Genomic DNA, 19,009 nt, shown 5'->3' on the forward strand with positions numbered 1-19,009 from the left:
GGACGACCGGACGCTGTCCGCGGCGCGAAAAACGCCGCGGGCACCGCCTCCGCGCCCGCGAACCACCCTCCGAAAAAACCGCCCCCGAAGCCTTCGCCGATCAACGACGACAACCACTGACCGATCCGTACGCGATCCGGCCGGCTGATTCGATACTGCTCGATCCAACCACGGGCCGACCGGCGTGACGGACGCGCGCCGCGTCGCCTCCGGGGGCGCTTGGGAGCTACCCGCCTTGAGGATGGTTTCCGGTGGGACGCCGGGCGTCCGAGAGGGTGGCTCGGAAGCTCGCCCATTCTTCAGAATGCCTCCCGAGCGGAGGCCCGAACGGCAGTGAATCTGCGGATCCGAATGACCGGCTCCGTCGGTTGGGTGAAGGGCTCATGCCAACGCCCGCCCGCCGCCGGCGAACAAGATGGTCAGCCTCAGATCGTCGGGCGTGAATGAGATCATTCACGCCCGACGCCGGAACACCCTGATCGCCAGCGGCGCGAACACCACCATGAACCCGGCCGCCCACAGCAAAGAGATCAGCGCCGGCCGGGCCACCTCGCCGCCGATCAGCAGGCCGCGGATCGCGTCGGAGAGATGGGTCACCGGGTTGACCCCCGCCCACGCCGCCAGCCAGGAGGGGAACGTGTCGGGGTTGACCAGCGCGCTGCTGGTGAACGTCAGCGGCATCATCACCGAGAAGGAGAACATCTGCACCTTCTCCGGATTGGACGCCGTCAGCCCGATCAGCACCGACATCCACGACATGGCCAGCGCCACCACCACGAGCAGCGCCAGCGCCCCCAGCAGACCGGTCACCCCGGTCGTCACCCGGAACCCCAGCACCATGCCGAAGCCGATGAGCAACGCGAACGCCCACACCTGCTTGAACGTGTCGGCGATGATCCGCCCCGCGAGCGGCGCCGACCGCGCGATCGGCAGGCTGCGCAGCCGGTCGAAGACGCCCTTGGCGATGTCGGTGTTGAGGCCGATGGCCGTGGACAGCGTGTAGAACAGGGCGTTCTGCACCAGCAGCCCGGGCAGCGCGAACTGCAGGTAGTCACCGGTCGATCCGGAGATCGCGCCGCCGAACACGTACGTGAACAGCAACAGGAACATGATCGGCTGGATGCTGAGATCGAGCAGCTCCCACGGGTTGTGCTTGATCTGCACCAGGCTGCGCCAGGCCAGCGTCAGGGTCTGGCTCACGGTGGCGCCGGGGCTCACCCGCCTGGGCGGCGCCGGCAACGTGGTCGCGGTCACGCGTAGGCCTCCTCGTCGTCCTTGACCGGCTCCTCCGCGCGGTGCCCGGTCAGCGCCAGGAACACCTCGTCGAGGCTGGACTTGCGCAGCGTCAGCTCCGAGGCGACGATCCCCAGGTCGTCGAGGCGGCGGACCACGGCCGGCACCACGGCGGGGTCGCGCACGGCCACGGTCAGCCGCCCGCCCGACACCTCCGGAACCTCGCCGACGATCTCCTCGACCACCTCCGACACCACCGGCACCTGGTGTCCGGCCATCGGCCGCACCTCCAGCACCTGCGCGCCCGTGGTGGCCTTGAGCTCGTCGGACGTGCCCGAGGCGATCACCTTGCCGTGGTCGAACACCACGATGTCGTCGGCGAGCTGGTCGGCCTCCTCCAGATACTGGGTGGTCAGCAGGACGGTCACGCCGTCGGCCATGAGCCCCCGCACGACGCCCCACAGCTCGGTGCGGCTACGCGGGTCGAGGCCGGTCGTCGGCTCGTCCAGGAACAGCACCTGAGGGCTGCCCACCAGGCTCGCCGCCAGGTCGAGCCGGCGACGCATGCCTCCCGAGTAGGTCTTCGCGGCCCGCCCGCCCGCGTCGGACAGGTCGAACCGCTCCAGCAGGGCCGTGGCCCGCCCCCGCGCCTCACGCCTGGACAGGCCCAGCAGCCGGCCGATCATCACGAGGTTCTCGACGCCGGTCAGCATCTCGTCGACCGCCGCGTACTGGCCCGTCAGCCCGATCAGCGAGCGCACCTGGTGGGCCTGACCCGTCACGTCGAACCCGAGCACCGACGCCCGGCCGGCGTCGGGCGTCAGCAGCGTCGCCAGGACGCGCACGGCGGTGGTCTTGCCCGCGCCGTTGGGGCCCAGCACGCCCAGCAGCCTGCCGGGCGGCACGGCCAGGTCGACGCCGTCGAGCGCCCTGGTCTCCCCGTAACGTTTGACCAGGCCCTCGGCCTCGATCGCGTAGTGGTTCCCCGTCATGGGGACACTCTGCCTGAGCCCACCGACATTCTTCGGATCCGGATCCGGACACCGGTGACAGATCAGCGATATGCCACGAGCCCTAAGCTGGCCTTGTGACGTCATCAGGTCCTTTGCGCGACCCCGCCAACCGCGTCTCGCCCCGGGCCCGCGGGCTCTGGCTGCTGGAGGCGCTGATCGGGTTCGTGCTGCTGGTCGGCGGGTCGGTGCTGGTCGCCGGCTGGGTCGGCGGCAGCGGCTGGCCGTGGGTGCCGCAGTGGTTCGCCGCGCGGCCGTGGCTGCTGCCGGTCACGGTCGCGGTCCTGACCACGCCGTTCCTGCTGGCCGAGCCGTTCGTGCGGTACGCGGTGCACCGGTGGGAGCTATCCGGTGACGTCGTCTACGCCCGGCAGGGGTTCCTGTCCAGGGAATGGGTGTTCGTGCCGGTGAGCCGCATCCAGACCGTGGACAAGGGGCAGGGATGGATGGAACGGATGCTGGGGCTGGCGACGCTGGAGATCCGCACCGCCTCCCACGCCGGGTCGTCGACGATCAAGGGGCTGGACTTCCGGGTCGCGGCGGAGCTCGCGGAGGCGCTGGCGCACCGCGCCGAGCAGCTCAGGGACGACGCGACATGACCGGCCCCACCGGCCACCCGCAGCCGCCCGCCGACCCACCGCCCGAGAGGACTCCCGGCGAAGACACCCCGGCCCCGAGCACCGACCCCACAGAGCAGACGCCCCACAAGGACCCTCGACCCCGCGAGGACGCCGCGCTCCACGAGGACACCCCACCCCGCGAGGACGCCGCGCTCCACGAGGACACCCCACCCCGCGAGGGCGTCGCGCCTGGGGAGGACGCCGCGCCTCGGGAGGGCATTCCACCTCGCGATGACACCCCGCCTCGCGAGGACGCCGTACCTCGTGAGGGCAGCCTCTCTGAGGTAGGTCCGCATGGGGAGGCCGGGTCCGGTGCGGGTGGGGCGCCTTACGGGGGTGGATCCCCTGAGGGGCCGTATGCGTCTCCTGGTGGGCCGTACGGGGGTGGTGGGTCTCCTGGTGGGCCGTACGCGTCTGCTGGCGGGTCGTATGTGGGAGGACCGCCGGGGCCGTTCTCGGTGCCGCTGCGGTTGAGCCCCAAGGTGCTGCTGATCGATCCCGTACGGATGCTGCCCTCGTTGCTGGTGCCCCTGGTCGGTGTGCTGGTGGTGGGCGGGTTCTCGCCCAGGTCCTACCTCTGGGCGGCGTTCGGCCTGGTCGGGACCGTGGTGTTCGCCCTCATCCGATGGGCGACGTTCACGTACGAGATCGCCGGTGACCGGGTGGAGATCAAGCGCTCGCTCATCAGCCGCTCGATCCGCACCATCCCGCTGGAACGGGTGCGCGGCGTCGACGTGTCCACCCCGCCCATGCACCGCCTCCTCGGCCTGGCCGTCCTGAAGATCGACACCGGTGCGAGCGGGGGCGACGGCGAGGCCACCCTCGACGGCGTCACCGTCGGAGAGGCCGAACGGCTCAAACCCCTCCTGCTGCGCCGCGCCCGCACAGAGGCCACCCCCACCGCCAGACCCGAGGAGGAGAGGCACGCGGAGGGGGTGCCGTCGGAGCGGGTCATCTTCGCCGTCCCGCGCAGGTGGCTGTTGTACGGGCCGCTGTCGGGCGCGTACCTGCTGACCCCGTTCGCGCTCGCGGGTGGCGCCGTCGGCCTGGCCTTCCAGTGGGGCGACGACCTCGGCTTCGGCCGCAACGCCGCATGGAGCGTCGGAGAGTGGCTGTGGCAGCGCCCCTCGCTGCTGGTGGCGGCCATGGTGCTGCTGATCGTGGCGATGCCGATCGCGGGCGGCGTCATGTACGCGGTCTTCAACTGGGACTTCCGGCTCAAGCGGCGCGACGGCTACCTGGTGGCCGAACGCGGGCTGATCAACCGGCGCAGCGTGTCGCTGGAGTCCCGGCGGGTGCGCGGCTACGAGATCGTCGACGGCCTCGCCGAACGCTGGGCCGGTGTCGTCCGCGCCTGGGCCATCGTGACCGGGCTCGGCGACTCAGAGACCCGCGGGCAGCTCCTGCCGGTGGTCCCTCGCGCGGACGCCACGGCGGTCACCGGCGACGCCATCGGCCCCTACCAGGCCGAGCTGCGGCCCCACCCGCCGATCGCCCGCAACCGCCGCCTGTTCAGGGCCGTCTTCCCGTGGCTCGTCCCGGCGGCGCTGGCTGGCCTGCTGCTCCTGCTGACGGGGCTGACCGTGTGGTGGGTGCTGCTCGTGGTCTCCCTCGTCATGGCCGCCCTGGGCGTCCCCCTCGGCCTCGACCGCTACCGCTCGCTCGGTCACGGCTACGACGGCGACCGCGTGGCGGTCCGCTCGGGCTCGCTCAGACGGTCGACGGCCGTGGTGGAACGCCGCGCCGTGGTGGGCTGGCGGCTCCACCAGACGTGGTTCCAGCGGCGGGCGGGCGTCCTCACCCTGACGGTGGGGGCCGGCGCCGGCAAGGGCGGATACTCGGCCATCGACGTCTCCGAAGCCCAGGGCAGGGATTTCCCCGCCGAGGTGACACCCGAGTGGCTGGCCCCGTTCCTCAACCCTCCACCCGGCCCGCACACCCCCTCCGATCCTCCGTCCACCGGCTGACCCTTGCCCCGGGTGTGACAGGGCACGGGCAGCCCTTCAGAGGCACTTCTTGTCAGCTGTCAGGACTGCCGGGTCACGCGTACGGTGAAACGCCCGGCCAGGCGTCCGCCTCTTGCCTGGGCCGGGCAGGTGAGGCCGCGGCCAGTACAGACCCCGGCGCGCCATGTGAGCTGAGGTCGCGGCACGCACGGACTCTCGCGGGCCCTGTGGGCTGGGGCAGTACAGACCTGGCGGGCCCTGCGAGTTCAGGCGGGTGCGCTCACGTGCATCCGTCGCTGTCAGTCCTGGCGGCGGGCGCCGAACATGATCTCGTCCCAGGTCGGCACCGAGGCACGGCGTCCGCGCGAGCCCTTGCGGGACTGGCGGGCCGGCTTGGGCGCGGGCGTCGGCGCGGGAGGCTCCTCCTTGGCCGGAGGCTCCTGCTCGGCCTGGTCGTCCTTGCTCGGCCGGGCCGCGGGCACCGCCTTCGCCCCCGGCTTGGCGCCCTTGGGCTGATGCTTGCGGCCGCCACCGGTCTCCGTTTCGGCCTGGACCTCGGGAGCCTTCTTCTCCGCCGCCTCGGTCTCCCGTACGGGCGAGGGGTCGCTTTCGGGAGCCTTTCGCGCGGCGGGAGCGCCGGCTGTCACGGGGCCCTCCGTGGCGGGCCCGGAGGCGTCGCCGGTCGATCCCGGGCTCTGCGCCTCTGCGGCAGTGGGAGGCTCGGCGGCGGCAGCATGGGTCTCGGCATCGGTGGCGTCGGACACCGGGGCCTCGGCAGTCTGGGCCGTCGGGTCGGCGGCGGGTGTGGCAGATGTCTGCGCCTGGGCGGGCGCGGATTCCGGCTCCCGCGTGGGTGACGTACCGGGCTGCTCAGCCGTAGGCACCGACCGCGCGGCGGGTGCGGTGCCCTGGTCAGCGGCTGGCGTCGCCTGTGTGGCGGATGTGGTGCCCTGCTCAGCCGCGGGCGCCGACTGCGCGGTCGGTGTGGTGCCCTGCTCAGTGGTTGGCGTTGCCTGCGCGGCAGGTATGGCGCCCTGCGCAGGCGACGATGCTGCTTGCGCGCCAGGAGTGGTGCTTTGTGTGGGCGACGGTGCCGTCTGCGCAGGTGGTGTGGTGTCCTCTGCGGGCGACTGCGCCGACTGCGCGGCGGGTGCCGGGGTCTGAGCGACCGACGACGGCGTCTGGGTGGCTGGTGCCGGAGTCTCTGTGGCGGTCGATGCCGTCTGGGTGGCCGGTGTTTCCTGCTGCTGAGCAGGTGCGTCGGCGCTGCCGGAAGAGGCTTCCGGCTGGTGGTCGCTTGCCGGAGGGCCGGTGGTCACGGCGTCTGCCGCGACGTCCGCGTGGTCGTCGATGCCGTCGGTGATGGGTGCCGGGGCATCGGTGGGCCGGGTGGCGGTGTCGGCAGCGGCGGGTTTCGGTGCCTGGGCGGGTGTGGATTCCGGCTGCTGCGTGGGTGACGTCCCGGACTGCTCGGCCGGTGATCCCGTCTGGGCGGCCTGCGTCGTGGACTGCTCGGCCGGTTGTGTGGTCTGCTCAGGCGGTGTCGCCGGAGTCTGGGCAGCGGGCGAGTCGTTGGTCGGCGCCTGAGCCGCCTCAGGAGCGGAAGGTTGCCCGACGGTCTCCGAGGACGCGGCGGTCGGAGCCGACTCCACGGGCACGGTGCTCTCGGGCGTGGTCTCCCGGAAGGGGGAGCCACCAGGCGCGCCGGAGGAGGACGGCCCCGCCGGAGCGGCGTCGGTGCGCGCCTGCGGGACGAACCGGTCCGAAGCCGGCTGAGCCGCCGTCGGACGCTCCGGCCGCGACGCCGCGCTCCGGTCCGGGTGTGCATCGGTCGGACGGGTCGTGCCGTGGTCTGTGCCCGGCACCACGCTCCGGTCGGAGTGTGAGCCGGTCGGACGGGCCACGCCGGGCTCTGCTCCCGGCACCACGCTCCGGTCCGGGTGTGGGCCGGTGGGGCGGTGGCCGGGACCGGTCGTGCGGTCGGGGGAGACCCGGTCGTCGGCGGGGGCGTAGAAGGGCTGGGGGCGGGACGGGCCGAGGTCCGGGAGCCAGGGGGAAGGGCCGCGGCGGGTGTCGTCGCGGGCGGGCGGCGCCGGGTCGGGGTCGCGGTCGAAGGCGGCCGGCGGAAGGTCCACGGGGAGCTCGCGGGCCGGCGGGTCGTAGCCGACCGCAGGCTCCTCGGGCTGGGAGCCCGGCCTGATGACGGACGGGAACGGCAGCGGGTCGGACGTCAGCGGCGGCACCGGCTGCAGCTTGGCCATCCGGGGCGCGAACGGCGTGACCGTGGTGTCCTCCACCACGGGATCAGGGTCGAAGTCGGCCGAGGACAGGCGGTGAGCCTCGTCGTCGTGCGGGCTGACGTGGCGGCGGCGCGGGTCGAAGAGCCACTCGGCGTGGCGCGTGTGACCGTTCCACACGTAGCCGAGCTTGACCCGCCACAGGCCGTCGTCGCGCTTGGCGGAGTCCCAGTCGATCTCGTCGGCGGGCACGCCGCGCCGGGTGAGCCGCTCGGCGACCAGCTCGCCCAGGGTCGGGCCTGCCGCGGTCTCGCCGGGCATGCGGACGGTGACGCGCTGCGCCTGCTGCGCGACGTACTCGCGCTCCTGGAGCACCGGCCCCTCGAACCAGCGGACCCGCTCGACCGGGATCCCGGCCGTGGCGGCGATCTCTTCCGCGGTCTCCCCGGCACGGATGCGGGCCTGGATCTCCTTGGGGCGCAACGGACTCTCCACTTCGATCTCGTACTGGCCGAGACGGGAGAAGTTGCCACGGACGGCAGCACGGAGCCGGTCGTCCACAGGAAGAGTGAAGCGCGTGCCCCGCCCGGCAGTAGCCAGCACGAGATAGGTGCCGTCCTCACTCACCGCGACGAGTCGGAGCTCCTGCATGCGAGTCCCTTCGTCAGCGTCGCCATTCTTCCCCCGGACCCTTGAGTCTCTCGCGTGTGCCGGTTGCCTGCCAGCACCGTACCCGGCATGTCCGAACATCGCCTTGCTGGGATAGCCGCGGGGCGTTGTGACGCCAGTCACATTTGACGAGTCCATCCTCTCAGAGCCCGCCGGTGCGCAGGAGGAGGTTAGACGTCCTCGTCGGATTCTGGCGAATCGGTTCGCACTTCGGGCGGGAGGCGGCCGGCGCGGTGAGGGCCGCGGTCGCGTACGGGGAGGGCAGGCCGGAACGTCGGGGCACGATCGACGAGGTTGCCGCCCCCGCCGGGCGGAGGCACGGCGGGACACGCGTTCGCGCCCATTCTTTACCTGGGGGAGACCTGCCCGAGCACCCGGTCCAGGTACGCGTTGCCGAAGAGGCGGTCGGGGTCGAGGCGGTCGCGCAGGGCGGTGAAGTCGGCGAAGCGCGGGTAGACGCCCGAAAGGTACGCGGCGTCCTTGGTGTGCAGCTTGCCCCAGTGCGGGCGGCCTCCCAGCCTGGTCATGATCTCCTCGACGCCCTCGAAGTAGGCCGGGTTCGGGGTCTCGCGGTAGATGTGGCAGGCCACGTACGCGCTCGGCCTGCCGTACGCGGTCGACAGCCAGGCGTCGCTCGGCGGCGTCACCCGCACCTCGACGGGGAAGCTGATCTGCCAGCCCATCCGGTCGATCAGGTCGCGCGTCTCGCGCAGCGCCTGCCCGAGCCGCTCGCGCGGGATCGCGTACTCCGTCTCCAGGAAGCGCACCTCCCGCCGCGCGGTGAAGATCTTGTACGAGGTGTCGACGGCTTCGGAGTCGCTCAGGGCTGCGGCGCTGACGGCGTTGATCCGGGGGATCAGGCCGGGGAGGCGGGCGCCGACGGCGCAGGCGGCGCCGAACAGGGTGTTCTCCAGGAACACGGCGTCCAGCCAGTGCCGGAACGCGTTCGGCGGGTCGGGCGGGCCCGGATGCCGGTTGTTGGTCTTGACCAGGCACGCGTCGGTGTGCGGCAGCCAGAAGAAGTCCAGGTGCTCGTTCTCGGCGGTGAGGGCGTCGAGCGAGTCGAGGATGCGGCTGAGCGGCAGCCGCCTGCGCCGGTGGTGCAGCAGGAACGCGGGCTCCACCCGGAACGTCACCGCCGTCAGCACGCCGAGCGCGCCCAGCCCGACCCTGGCGGCGTCGAACAGGTCCTCGCCGGGCGCGGTGGTGACGAGCGAGCCGTCGGCCAGCACCAGTTCCAGGCCGGTCACCTGGTCGGCCAGGCCGCCGCTGTCGCGTCCGGTGCCGTGCGTGCCCGTCTGGATGGCGCCCGCGACCGTCTGCTCGGTGATGTCGCCCATGTTGGCCAGCGCCAGGCCGCGCCCGTCGAGCAGGGTGTTCAGCGTCTTGAGCGGGGTGCCGGCCAGGACCGTGACCTGGCCGTCCGCCCAGGAGCGGACGCCGGTCAGCCCTTCGGGGCGCAGCAGGATGCCGTCGGTGAGGGCCACCCCGGTGAAGGAGTGGCCCGTCCCGGCCATGCGCACCCGCCGTCCGCCCGCCGCGGCGTCCCGCACGGCCCGCGCCACGTCGTCGGCGGAGGCCGGCGTGCGCACCTCGGCGGGGGAGCAGGTCTGGTTGCCTGCCCAGTTGGTGAACGCCATGCGCGCGGGTTCTCCTGGCTGGGGCTTCGTTCCGGTCAAACGTGAACGATACTCACTGTTCCCAGCCTTCGGGAAGCGGGAAGACGTCGCCCGGCTTGAGTTCCTCGTGCTTGATGACGTCGTCGACCGTGACCAGGTGGTAGCCGTTGCGCTGGAGGGTCTTGATGATCGACGGCATCGCGTCGACCGTCTGCTTCACCCAGTCGTGCATGAGGACGATGCTGTTGCCCTTGGCGACCGACAGGGTCTGCTTCTTGATCTTCTCTTCGTTCTTCGACTCCCAGTCACGGGAGCCGCCGGTCCACAGGATGATCGGCATGCCGAACTCGACCGCGACGTCCTGGACCTGCAGGTCCGACATCCCGTACGGGGGACGCAGCAGCTTGGGTTCGACCCCGGCCGCCTTCTTGATCGCGTCGTTGGTCTTCTTGATCTCGCTGCGGATCGTGGCCGCGGTGGACTTGGTGAAGTCGGGGTGCGCGTAGCTGTGGTTGCCGATCGCGTGCCCCTCCTTCACCATGCGCTTGACGTAGGCGGGGCGGCTCTTCACGTACTGGCCTTCGAGGAAGAACGTGGCCTTGGCGTCGTGCTCTTTCAGGATGTCCAGCAGCTTGCCCGCGTACTTGCCGGGCCCGTCGTCGAAGGTCAGCGCCACGCACTTCACCCGCGTGCAGTCGACCTCCTTCGCCTTGGGGTCGGCGACCGCCGGCGCGGGGGCCGCCATCACGGCAACCGCCGCGATAGCCAGGAGTGAAGTCAAATGTCGGGACATAACTGTAGTTTCCAATGTGAAGGGTGATGCGAGGGATGTCCCGACGGTAGCGGATCAGCTCTCCACCGGTGAAGGCGCTCCGGGAAGTCTCAGCAAACCCGAACCTCCGATCCCCACCACCACGGCCAGCGCCGCGCACGCCACCGAGAACCCGTACGCGCCGGACGCCCCGACCATCTCGGTGAGCCGGCCGCCCGCCCACGCGCCGATCGCCACGCCGAACCCGATCGAGGTCGAGATCCACGCCATGCCCTCGGTGAGCAGCGACGGCGGCACCAGCCGTTCGGTCAGCGAGAAACCGGTGATGAGCGTCGGCGAGATGGCCAGCCCGGCCACGAAGAGCGTGACCGCCATGACCCGCACGTCACCGACGAACATGATCGGCAGCAGCCCGACCACGAACACGCCGAGCGCCCGGACGAACCGGCCGCGCAGCGAGATCCGCCAGCGCCGCGAGCCGAACCAGAGCCCCGACACCATCGACCCGCCCGCGAACGCGGCCAGCAGGAACCCGGAGGCGCCCTTGACCCCGTGCTCGTCGGCGTACGCCACCGTGATCAGGTCGACCGAGCCGAAGACCGCGCCGAGCCCCAGATAGACGCAGGACAGCAGAGCGACGCCGGGGATGAGGATGGGGGTGCCGCCCGCCGAGCGGACCGGCCGCACCGGCGGCTGGGTGCGCCGCTGCAGGGCCAGCGCGACCGACCCGGCGAGCATCGCCACCAGCGCCACGGTCAGACCCGCGTACGGGTTCACGGCCGTGGCCAGGACGGTCACCAGCGCCGGCCCGGTCACGAAGATCACCTCGTCGGCGACGGACTCGAAGGCGAAGGCGGTGTGCAGCTTCGCCGACCCGCCGTGCAGGTGGGACCAGCGCGCCCGGACCATCGACCCCAGCGACAGCGACGTGGCGCCGGTCACCAGCGCGGCGGCGTACAGCGTCCAGTCGGGCAGCCCGAGCCCGGCGCTGAGCATGAGCGCGACCAGCGCGAGCGCGTTGACCACGGCGAACGGCAGGATGACCCGGCCCTGTCCGAACCGGTCGGCGAGCCGCCCGGACAGGGGAGCGGCGACGGCGAAGGCGATGCTCAGCACCGCGGACACCGCCCCGGCCATCGCGAACGACCCGGTGAGGCCCTGGACCAGCAGCACCACGCCGATGCCGAGCATGGACATCGGCATCCGGCCGAAGAAGCCGGCCAGCACGAATCCCTTGACGCCGGGCCCTGTGAACAACCCCCGGTAAGGCCCGACCATCTCACTGTCTCCTTACTGTGCAGGCATAACTTCGCGCATCGTCTGTCCGGATGGCAACAGATTTCTTGGCGAGTGGGTTAACGTGTCCCGGGTGTCCGGTCTTCCCTCCTTGCGCGCGGTGCTGCTCATGGTCACCGCCGTGCTCGCGGTCACGATCGCGGCAGGCGGCGTGGTGCTGGTCATGGGGGAGGATCCGTCCGCCGGCCCGGCGGCGCGGGAGACGGAGAAACGGCCCGAGAGGCAGACCGCGGGCCTGGACAAGCTCGTCCCCACCACGCCCCCGACCGCCGCTCCGGTGAAGGAGTTCGGCGAGGGCGGCGCCGGCGTCACCCCCACCCCGCCGCGCGTGCTCGCCATCGCGCCGGGCGAGGTGCCCAAGGAGACCCGCTTCGCGCTGTCGGCGCTCAAGCACGTGCAGAAGGCCATCGTGGTGGACGCGGGCTCGGTCAAGGTGGCCGGCACCGGGCTCAACCTGCTAGCGGTGGACCAGGCCGAGTTCCGCTCCTGGACACCCGAGGCGGTCGCCGGGCATCCCGGCGTGTGGAGCGCGCTGGCCAGAGGGGAGTTCGTGGCCGACGCGGCGGCCGTGCGCAGGTACGACCTCAAGCTCGGCGCGTACTACCAGGTGGACGGCGGGCCCCGGCTGCGGCTGGCCGCCTCCGCGCCGCTCGGCCTGACCGGGGTCGACGCGCTGGTCGGCACCGAGCTCGGCCGCGCGCTCGGGCTGGCCCCCGGCGTGGCGGTGCTGCTGCACGGCAAGGAAGGCAAGATCAGCGAGGCGGGCGTGCGCAAGGCGCTCGGCCAGGGCGCCCAGGTCGTCATGCTCGACAAGGCTCACCGGGAACGCGAGCAGCCGCGGCGGGCCGCCGTCACCACCGGCAGGCCGGGCAGCTACCTGGAGCTGTACCAGCAGGCGGCCACCCGCTGCCCCGGCCTGTCATGGACCGTGCTGGCCGCCATCGGCCAGGTGGAGAGCAGCCACGGCCGCAACAACGGCCCCTCCAGCGCGGGCGCGCTCGGGCCGATGCAGTTCATGCCCGCCACCTGGAAGGCCTACGGGGTGGACGGCGACGGCGACGGCGAGAAGGACATCTGGAGCCCGTACGACGCGGTGCCGGGAGCGGCGAACTACCTGTGCGCCGTCGGCGCCGGCCAGGGCGGCGAGAAGCTGCGCAAGGCCGTCTGGCACTACAACCACTCGTGGGACTACGTGAACAAGGTGCTCGGCATCGCCGACGCCTACGCCCGCTCCTATACCTGAGCGGGCCTGCGCTTCGGCGCAGGGCAGCAGGTGAGCGCGCAGGGCACCGGCTCCGGCTCGTCCATCAGCTCGCGCACCATCCGCACGAACGCCGGGTGGGTGCCGGCCGTCGACGCCCGCTCCATCGGCAGCCCGCGCTCCTCGGCCACCTGCCTGGCCTCGGTGTCGAGGTCGTAGACGACCTCCATGTGGTCGGAGACGAACCCGATCGGCACCAGCACCGCGGCCTCGGCGTCGAGCTCGCGCAGGTGGTCGCAGACGTCCGGCTCCAGCCAGGGCACCTGCGGCGGGCCGCTGCGCGACTGCCACACCAGGTCCCACGGCGCGGTGCGGCCCAGCGCCCGGTTGACCAGCTCGGCCGTGCGGCGCAGCTGCGCCTCGTACAGGCCGCCCGACGGCCCGGCGGTCTCGGCCATGGAGACGGGGATGCTGTGGGCGGTGAAGACCAGCCGGGCGTGGTCGTGGCCGGCCCTGTCCTTGAGCCGGTCGAGCGCCTGCCGGGTGTGGTCGGCCATCGCCGCGACGAACCCGGGATGGTCGCCGTAGTGGCGCAGCTTGACCAGCTCGGGGCCGCCGTCGAAGGAGATCCTGGCGATGTCCTCGTAGTACTGGCGGCAGCTGGAGTAACCCGCGTAGGCGGAGGTGGCGAACACCGCGGCCCTGCGCACCCCGTCGCCGGCCATCCGGCGCACCGTCTCCTCGCCGAACGGGTGCCAGTTGCGGTTGCCCCAGTAGACCGGCACGCCCGCCACCGGGCGCAGCGCCTCGACCAGGTCGCGGTTCTGACCGTTGATCGGGCTGACGCCGCCGAAGCCCTGATAGTGCTCGGCGACCTCCAGCAGCCGCTCGCGCGGGACCCCCCGGCCGCGCACCACGTTCTCCAGGAAGGGCATCACGTCGTCGGGACCCTCGGGACCGCCGAACGACAGCACCAGCAACGCGTCGTAATGTGCCACGTGAACAAGCCTATGGCGGCGTGCCGGCGGTCCCGTCAGGAGGTAGGTTCGGACAAGTGAGCCCCTTTGACGATATCCGTGACTATGTGGCCATCCCACGTGTCCACTCGCTGAAGCTCTCCCCCGACGACTCCCGGCTCGTCTCCGTGGTCCAGACGCTCAACCCGGACGGCAAGTCGTACGGCACCGCGCTCTGGGCGATCCCCCTGGACGGCGAGCCGTACCGCCTGACCCGGTCGGCCAAGGGCGAGGCGGCGGCCGAGTTCACCGCCACGGGCGACCTGCTGTTCACCAGCCCCCGCCCCGACCCCACCGTTAAGGACGGCGACGAGGAGGTGGCGGCGCTCTGGCTGCTGCCCGCGGGCGGCGGCGAGGCCCGCCGGATCGCCGCCCGCCCCGGCGGCGTCGGCGCCTTCAGGACCGCGGGCGACACGGTCGTGTTCGCCTCCGACGTGCTGGACGGCGAGGAGGCGGACGAGGCCGAGCGGCGCAAGGCTCGCAAGGACGCCGGGACCAGCGCGATCCTGCACGAGAGCTACCCGGTCCGCTACTGGGACCACGACCTCGGCCCCGGCCGCACCCGCCTGTTCGCCGGCAGGCTCGGCCCCGACGGCCTGGAGGACGTCCGCGACCTCACCCCCGACCCGGGCGAGGCGCTGCGCGACGCCGCCTTCGCGCTCACCCCAGACGGCCGCACGGTGATCTCCACCTGGCGGATCCCGCTGTCCCACGCCGAGCAGCGCGTCGAGCTGGTCGCGATCGACGTGGAGTCAGGGGAGCGGCGCACGCTCGCCAGTGAGGAGGGCCACGACTTCGGCGGCCCGCTCGCCGTCTCGCCGGACGGCACCAAGATCGCCTGCGTCCGCGAGCGGCACGCCGCCCTGGACCGGTCCGTCCGCATCGAGCTGTGGATCGGCGACCTGGCCACCGGCCAGGGACGGACGTACGCGCCGGACCTGTTCCCCTCGGACGTCGTGTGGGCGCCGGACTCCGCCGCCGTGCACCTCGCCGCCGACCACCAGGGCCGCCGCCCGGTCTTCCGGGTCACGCTGGAGGACGGCGAGGTGACCAGGCTCACCGCGGACGACGCCTCCTACCTCGCGCTCAACGTCTCGGCCGACGGCGAGTCCCTGTACGCGCTGCGCAGCGGGGTCGCGCTGGCCCCAGGCCCCGCCAGGATCGGCCTCGGCGGCGACATCACCGACCTGCCCTCGCCCGCGCCGCGCCCCGAGACCCCCGGCACCCTCACCGAGGTCACCGCCACCGCCGACGACGGCGTCACCATCCGCGGCTGGCTCGTGCTGCCGGAAGGCGCCTCCGCCGCCGACCCGGCGCCGCTGCTGTTGTGGATCCACGGCGGCCCGGTGGCCTCCTGGAACGACTGGCAGTGGCGCTGGCAGTCGTGGATCATGGCCAGGCACGGCTACGCCGTGTTGATGCCGGACCCCGCGCTGTCCACCGGCTACGGTCAGGGCATGATCGACCGCGGCTGGGGCGACTGGGGCCCGCGCACCATGGCCGACCTTGAGGCCATCGTGGACGCCGCGCTGACCAGGGACGACCTCGACGCCGGGCGCACGGCCGCGATGGGCGGCTCGTTCGGCGGCTACATGGCCAACTGGGTCGCCGGCCACACCGACCGCTACCGGGCGATCGTCACCCACGCCTCGCTCTGGCACCTCGACCAGTTCGCCGGCACCACCGACGCGGCCATGTACTGGCAGCGCGAGTTCGGCCCCGCGGGTTCGGAACGTTACAGCGACCTCTCGCCGCACCTCGCCCTGGACAAGATCACCACCCCGATGCTCGTCATCCACGGCGACAAGGACTACCGGGTGCCCATCGGCGAGGGCCTGCGCCTGTGGTGGGATCTGCGGCGCAGCGGAGTGGAGTCGAAGTTCCTGTACTTCCCGGACGAGAACCACTGGATACTCAAGCCGGGCAACGTCGTCGCCTGGTACGAGTCCGTCCTGGCCTTCCTCGCCCACCACGTGCTGGGCGAGGAGTGGAAGCGACCGGAGTCGGTGGCCTGATGCCCGGCAGCACCACTCCCGCCGGTTTCCTGCGGCTGGCCGAGGACATCGCCCGCGAGGCCGGCGACATGCTGCTGGCCAAGCGGCCCTCGATGTCCACCGGCTCGGCCGACATCGAGACCAAGTCCAGCCCCACCGACGTCGTCACCGTCCTGGACCGGGCCTCCGAGCAGCTCATCCGCGAGCGCATCCTGGCGGTCAGGCCGGGCGACCGGATCCTCGGCGAGGAGGAGGGCGACCGGCCAGGCGAGACCGACGTGCGCTGGGTCGTCGACCCGATCGACGGCACGGTCAACTTCCTGTACGGGCTGCCCGACTGGGCCGTGTCCATCGCGGTCGAGGTGCGCGGCCGGGTGGTGGCGGGCGTGGTGAACGTGGCGCCGCGCGGCGAGGTGTTCACCGCCGCCCTGGACGAGGGCGCCTGGCTCGGCGGCGAGCGGCTGCGGTGCAACCCGGCGCCGCCGCTCGGGCAGGCGCTGGTCGCCACCGGGTTCGCCTACGGCGCGGCGCGGCGGGCCGTCCAGGCCGAGGTGCTGACCGGGGTGCTGCCGCGGGTACGCGACATCAGGCGCGGCGGATCGTGCGCCGCCGACCTGTGCTCGGTGGCGCTCGGCCGGGTCGACGCCTACTACGAGCGGGGCGTCAACTACTGGGACCACGCGGCGGGCGGGCTGGTCGCCGCCGAGGCCGGGGCCAGGGTCGGCGGCCTGCACGGCGGGCCGTGCGGCGCCGAGATGGCGCTCTGCGCGCCGCCGGGGCTGTTCGAGGAGCTGCACGACCTGCTCGCGGCGCTCGACCCGGCACGCGACTCCTGAGGTGAGGACGCCGACGGCCGGAGCCACTCCGTCGGGGCTCCGGCCGTCGGCGTGAAAACCACGTCAGCGCAACGGGATACCGTGATCGTCCGCTAGGCGGCGCAGATCCTCGATCTCGGCGGTGAGGGTGTCGGCGAGGTAGTCGTCACCGGCGCTCCTGGCTTCCCGAAGACCCTTGTAAGCCTGGTCGAGGCGGCTTTCGATCGTGGTCGTGAACTCGCCCATCTCACCTACTCTCTCAGGGGTTCGATTCGTGCGGGGCGAAGGCCCACCCGCCCGTGCGGAGCCCGAAGGGGGACACGGGCGCATGGGTGTCTCGCAGGCATACCCAGACCTCTCGCCGTCCGAAACATGGAATTCTCTGTGGGCTGCGTCACCTGTCCCTGGACATGCCTTACCGTGCGCTTATCGAAGCGAGGGGCACAATGAGTCATCAGAACCAGAGGAAGGTGTGGCAGCGTGCGCGTACTGGTGGTCGAGGATGAGAAGGTTCTCGCCGACGCTATCGCGACCGGTCTGCGGCGCGAGGCCATGGCCGTGGACGTCGCCTACGACGGCGGCGGGGCGCTCGAACGCACCTCCTACATCGACTACGACGTGATCGTGCTCGACCGTGACCTGCCGGTCGTGCACGGCGACGAGGTCTGCCGCCGCCTGGTCGGGCAGCGCACCGCGTCGCGGATCCTGATGCTGACCGCCTCGGGCGACGTGGACGACAAGGTGGAGGGCCTCGGCCTCGGCGCCGACGACTACCTCGCCAAGCCGTTCGTGTTCGTCGAGCTGGTGGCCCGGGTGCGGGCGCTCGGCCGCCGGTCGGCGCCGGCCCTGCCGCCCGTGCTGGAGCGCTCCGGCATCCGGCTCGACCCGGGCAAGCGGCTCGTGGAGCGTGACGGCCGGGAGATCGTGCTGACCAAGAAGGAGTTCGCCGTCCTGGAGGAGCTGCTGCGCGCCGAGGGCGCGGTGGTCAGCCAGGAGGACCTGCTCGACAAGGCATGGGACGAGAACATCGACCCGTTCACCAACGTGGTGCGGGTGACCATGATGACGCTGCGGAAGAAGCTGGGCGAGCCTCAGGTGATCGAGACCGTCCCCGGCGTGGGGTACAAGTTGTGACAGAACCGTCGGATCGGGAGCCGGGCCGTGAGTCGGTGCCGACGCATCCGATGATCAGCCCGCACTCGGCGCGGGCCGCCAGGCAGGGGCCGCCGCCCCCGCCGAGCGGGCCGCCTGCCTGGGACGGCCCGCCGCCGCCCGAGTACGGCCCGGTGAAGCACGACCCGGCGGCGGGCATCAAGGGTCTGACCGGGAAGGTCAGCATCCGCTGGCGGCTCACGCTCACCTACAGCGCGATGTTCTTCACGGCCGGCGCGATGCTGCTCGTGGTCATGTACTTCATCATCCGCTCGACGCTCTACACCGGGTTCGAGTTCCAGCTCCGGGTGCCCGGCTACATCTCCCCGGAGTTCGCGGCCGACCTGCAGCAGCAGGTGCAGCTGCTGCGGGTGAACCAGATCGGCGAGGTGCTGGACACCCTCGTCAGGCAGTCGGTCCTGGTGCTGCTCGGCGTCGGCATCCTCGCGCTCATCCTCGGCTACTTCGTGGCCGACCGGGCGCTGCGGCCCGTCACCCAGATGACCGCGACCGCGCGCAAGCTCTCCGAGAGCACGCTGGCCCACCAGCGCATCGGCCTGGAAGGCCCGGACGACGAGCTGAAGGAGCTCGCCGACACCTTCGACGACATGCTCACCCGGCTCAACGTGGCCTTCGACACCCAGCGCCGGTTCGTCGCCAACGCCTCCCACGAGCTGCGCACGCCGCTGACCATCAACAGGACGGTGCTGGAGATCGCGCTGTCCGACCCGGAGGCGTCCCAGGACCTCAAGGCGCTCGGCCGTACCCTCCTGGAGGTCAACGCGCGCAACGAGAAGCTCATCGAGGGCCTGTTGCTGCTGGCCAGGAGCGAGCGCGAGCTCGCGGTGCGCAAGCCGGTGGACGTCAAGGAGGTCGCGCAGACGGCCGTGGACCAGGTGACGCCGTTCGCCGCGGAGCACGGCGTCACGCTCACCACCGAACTGGTGAGCACCCCTACCATCGGCGATCCGGTGCTCCTGGAACGGTCGGTGAGCAATCTGCTGGAGAACGCCGTCAAGTACAACCTTCCCGAAAACGGAAAAGTCTGGATCCGTACGGGAATGGTAGACGGGGCCTTGGTTGTTCAGGTGGCCAACACGGGGCAGCATGTCCCGGCGTACGAGGTGAACAGCCTGTTCGAACCGTTCAGGAGGCTCAACGCCGACCGGGTGGATTCGGCCAAGGGAGCGGGTCTCGGGCTGTCCATCGTCCGTGCTGTGGTGCAGGCTCACGGCGGCAACGTCAACGCGGTGCCGCGGGAGGGTGGCGGACTAGTGGTGACGATCCGGCTGCCGCGACGTTGATCCGGCGTGTTGCCCCACGGGGGGCGTCTCGTTCGCGTCGCACATGTGGTTGGATGTGCCGTCGAACACGGTGGCGCATGACGCCAAGGCTGTGGGTTTCGCCATATTTGGCTAACCACTGCCGT

The 19,009-nt window shown here is 71.8% G+C and carries 15 protein-coding genes; 7 read left to right on the forward strand and 8 right to left on the reverse strand.

Annotation, left to right across the window (positions count from 1 at the left end; all coding sequences use genetic code 11):
* Positions 1 to 453 precede the first annotated feature (453 nt).
* Positions 454 to 1,254 carry an ABC transporter permease gene (locus KME79_RS02295; RefSeq protein ID WP_148030291.1) on the reverse strand — a complete coding sequence of 267 codons (801 nt, stop codon included), beginning with the start codon at positions 1,252 to 1,254 and terminating at the stop codon, positions 454 to 456.
* Positions 1,251 to 2,225 carry an ATP-binding cassette domain-containing protein gene (locus KME79_RS02300; protein ID WP_219543118.1) on the reverse strand — a complete coding sequence of 325 codons (975 nt, stop codon included), beginning with the start codon at positions 2,223 to 2,225 and terminating at the stop codon, positions 1,251 to 1,253. Before KME79_RS02300 ends, KME79_RS02295 begins: the two co-directional genes overlap by 4 nt.
* Before the next feature lie 95 nt (positions 2,226 to 2,320).
* Here KME79_RS02300 and KME79_RS02305 point away from each other — a divergent pair, with 95 nt between their 5' ends.
* Together KME79_RS02305 and KME79_RS02310 are read left to right on the forward strand one after the other, a co-directional pair.
* The gene (locus KME79_RS02305) at positions 2,321 to 2,842 is read left to right on the forward strand and encodes a PH domain-containing protein (protein WP_261808402.1); all 522 of its coding nucleotides are present in this window, start codon (positions 2,321 to 2,323) and stop codon (positions 2,840 to 2,842) included.
* Positions 2,843 to 3,294: 452 nt separating this feature from the next.
* Positions 3,295 to 4,830, forward strand: a complete 1,536-nt coding sequence (locus tag KME79_RS02310; RefSeq protein ID WP_308248754.1) for a PH domain-containing protein — start codon at positions 3,295 to 3,297, stop codon at positions 4,828 to 4,830.
* A 278-nt stretch (positions 4,831 to 5,108) separates the two neighbouring features.
* Here KME79_RS02310 and sepH read toward each other — a convergent pair whose 3' ends face one another.
* The 4 genes from sepH to KME79_RS02330 form a co-directional block, all read right to left on the reverse strand.
* A complete protein-coding gene (sepH, locus tag KME79_RS02315) occupies positions 5,109 to 7,697 on the reverse strand; it encodes a septation protein SepH (protein WP_219543119.1) in 2,589 nt (862 codons plus the stop codon).
* A gap of 365 nt (positions 7,698 to 8,062) precedes the next feature.
* Complete coding sequence (locus KME79_RS02320) at positions 8,063 to 9,355, reverse strand: D-arabinono-1,4-lactone oxidase (RefSeq protein ID WP_219543120.1); 1,293 nt, start codon at positions 9,353 to 9,355, stop codon at positions 8,063 to 8,065.
* A 52-nt stretch (positions 9,356 to 9,407) separates the two neighbouring features.
* Positions 9,408 to 10,079 carry a polysaccharide deacetylase family protein gene (locus KME79_RS02325; RefSeq protein ID WP_246639151.1) on the reverse strand — a complete coding sequence of 224 codons (672 nt, stop codon included), beginning with the start codon at positions 10,077 to 10,079 and terminating at the stop codon, positions 9,408 to 9,410.
* Between the two features lie 102 nt (positions 10,080 to 10,181).
* Positions 10,182 to 11,384: an MFS transporter gene (locus KME79_RS02330; protein ID WP_219543122.1), complete on the reverse strand. Its 1,203-nt coding sequence runs from the start codon at positions 11,382 to 11,384 to the stop codon at positions 10,182 to 10,184.
* A 91-nt stretch (positions 11,385 to 11,475) separates the two neighbouring features.
* Between KME79_RS02330 and KME79_RS02335 the strand changes: the two genes are divergently transcribed.
* Positions 11,476 to 12,645 (forward strand): lytic transglycosylase domain-containing protein, encoded by a 1,170-nt coding sequence (locus KME79_RS02335; RefSeq protein ID WP_308248755.1) that lies wholly within the window; start codon positions 11,476 to 11,478, stop codon positions 12,643 to 12,645.
* On the opposite strand, the gene KME79_RS02340 is transcribed toward KME79_RS02335, so the two are convergent.
* On the reverse strand, positions 12,636 to 13,601 hold the full coding sequence (locus KME79_RS02340; RefSeq protein ID WP_219543123.1) for a ferrochelatase: 966 nt from the start codon (positions 13,599 to 13,601) through the stop codon (positions 12,636 to 12,638). The genes KME79_RS02335 and KME79_RS02340 overlap by 10 nt on opposite strands.
* Before the next feature lie 86 nt (positions 13,602 to 13,687).
* Between KME79_RS02340 and KME79_RS02345 the strand changes: the two genes are divergently transcribed.
* Entirely contained in the window at positions 13,688 to 15,634 is a 1,947-nt protein-coding gene (locus KME79_RS02345) for a S9 family peptidase (RefSeq protein WP_219543124.1), read from the forward strand.
* Positions 15,634 to 16,449, forward strand: a complete 816-nt coding sequence (locus KME79_RS02350; RefSeq protein WP_219543125.1) for an inositol monophosphatase family protein — start codon at positions 15,634 to 15,636, stop codon at positions 16,447 to 16,449. The genes KME79_RS02345 and KME79_RS02350 overlap by 1 nt, the downstream gene beginning before the upstream one ends.
* A 63-nt stretch (positions 16,450 to 16,512) precedes the next feature.
* Here KME79_RS02350 and KME79_RS02355 read toward each other — a convergent pair whose 3' ends face one another.
* A complete protein-coding gene (locus KME79_RS02355) occupies positions 16,513 to 16,674 on the reverse strand; it encodes a hypothetical protein (RefSeq protein WP_187281037.1) in 162 nt (53 codons plus the stop codon).
* Positions 16,675 to 16,908: 234 nt separating this feature from the next.
* Between KME79_RS02355 and KME79_RS02360 the strand changes: the two genes are divergently transcribed.
* Positions 16,909 to 17,562, forward strand: a complete 654-nt coding sequence (locus KME79_RS02360; protein WP_219543126.1) for a response regulator transcription factor — start codon at positions 16,909 to 16,911, stop codon at positions 17,560 to 17,562.
* 50 nt (positions 17,563 to 17,612) lie between these two features.
* Complete coding sequence (locus KME79_RS02365; RefSeq protein ID WP_219543276.1) at positions 17,613 to 18,884, forward strand: sensor histidine kinase; 1,272 nt, start codon at positions 17,613 to 17,615, stop codon at positions 18,882 to 18,884.
* The last annotated feature ends 125 nt before the right edge of the window (positions 18,885 to 19,009 follow it).

Source organism: Nonomuraea harbinensis (assembly GCF_019396385.1).
Classification (GTDB): domain Bacteria; phylum Actinomycetota; class Actinomycetes; order Streptosporangiales; family Streptosporangiaceae; genus Nonomuraea; species Nonomuraea ferruginea.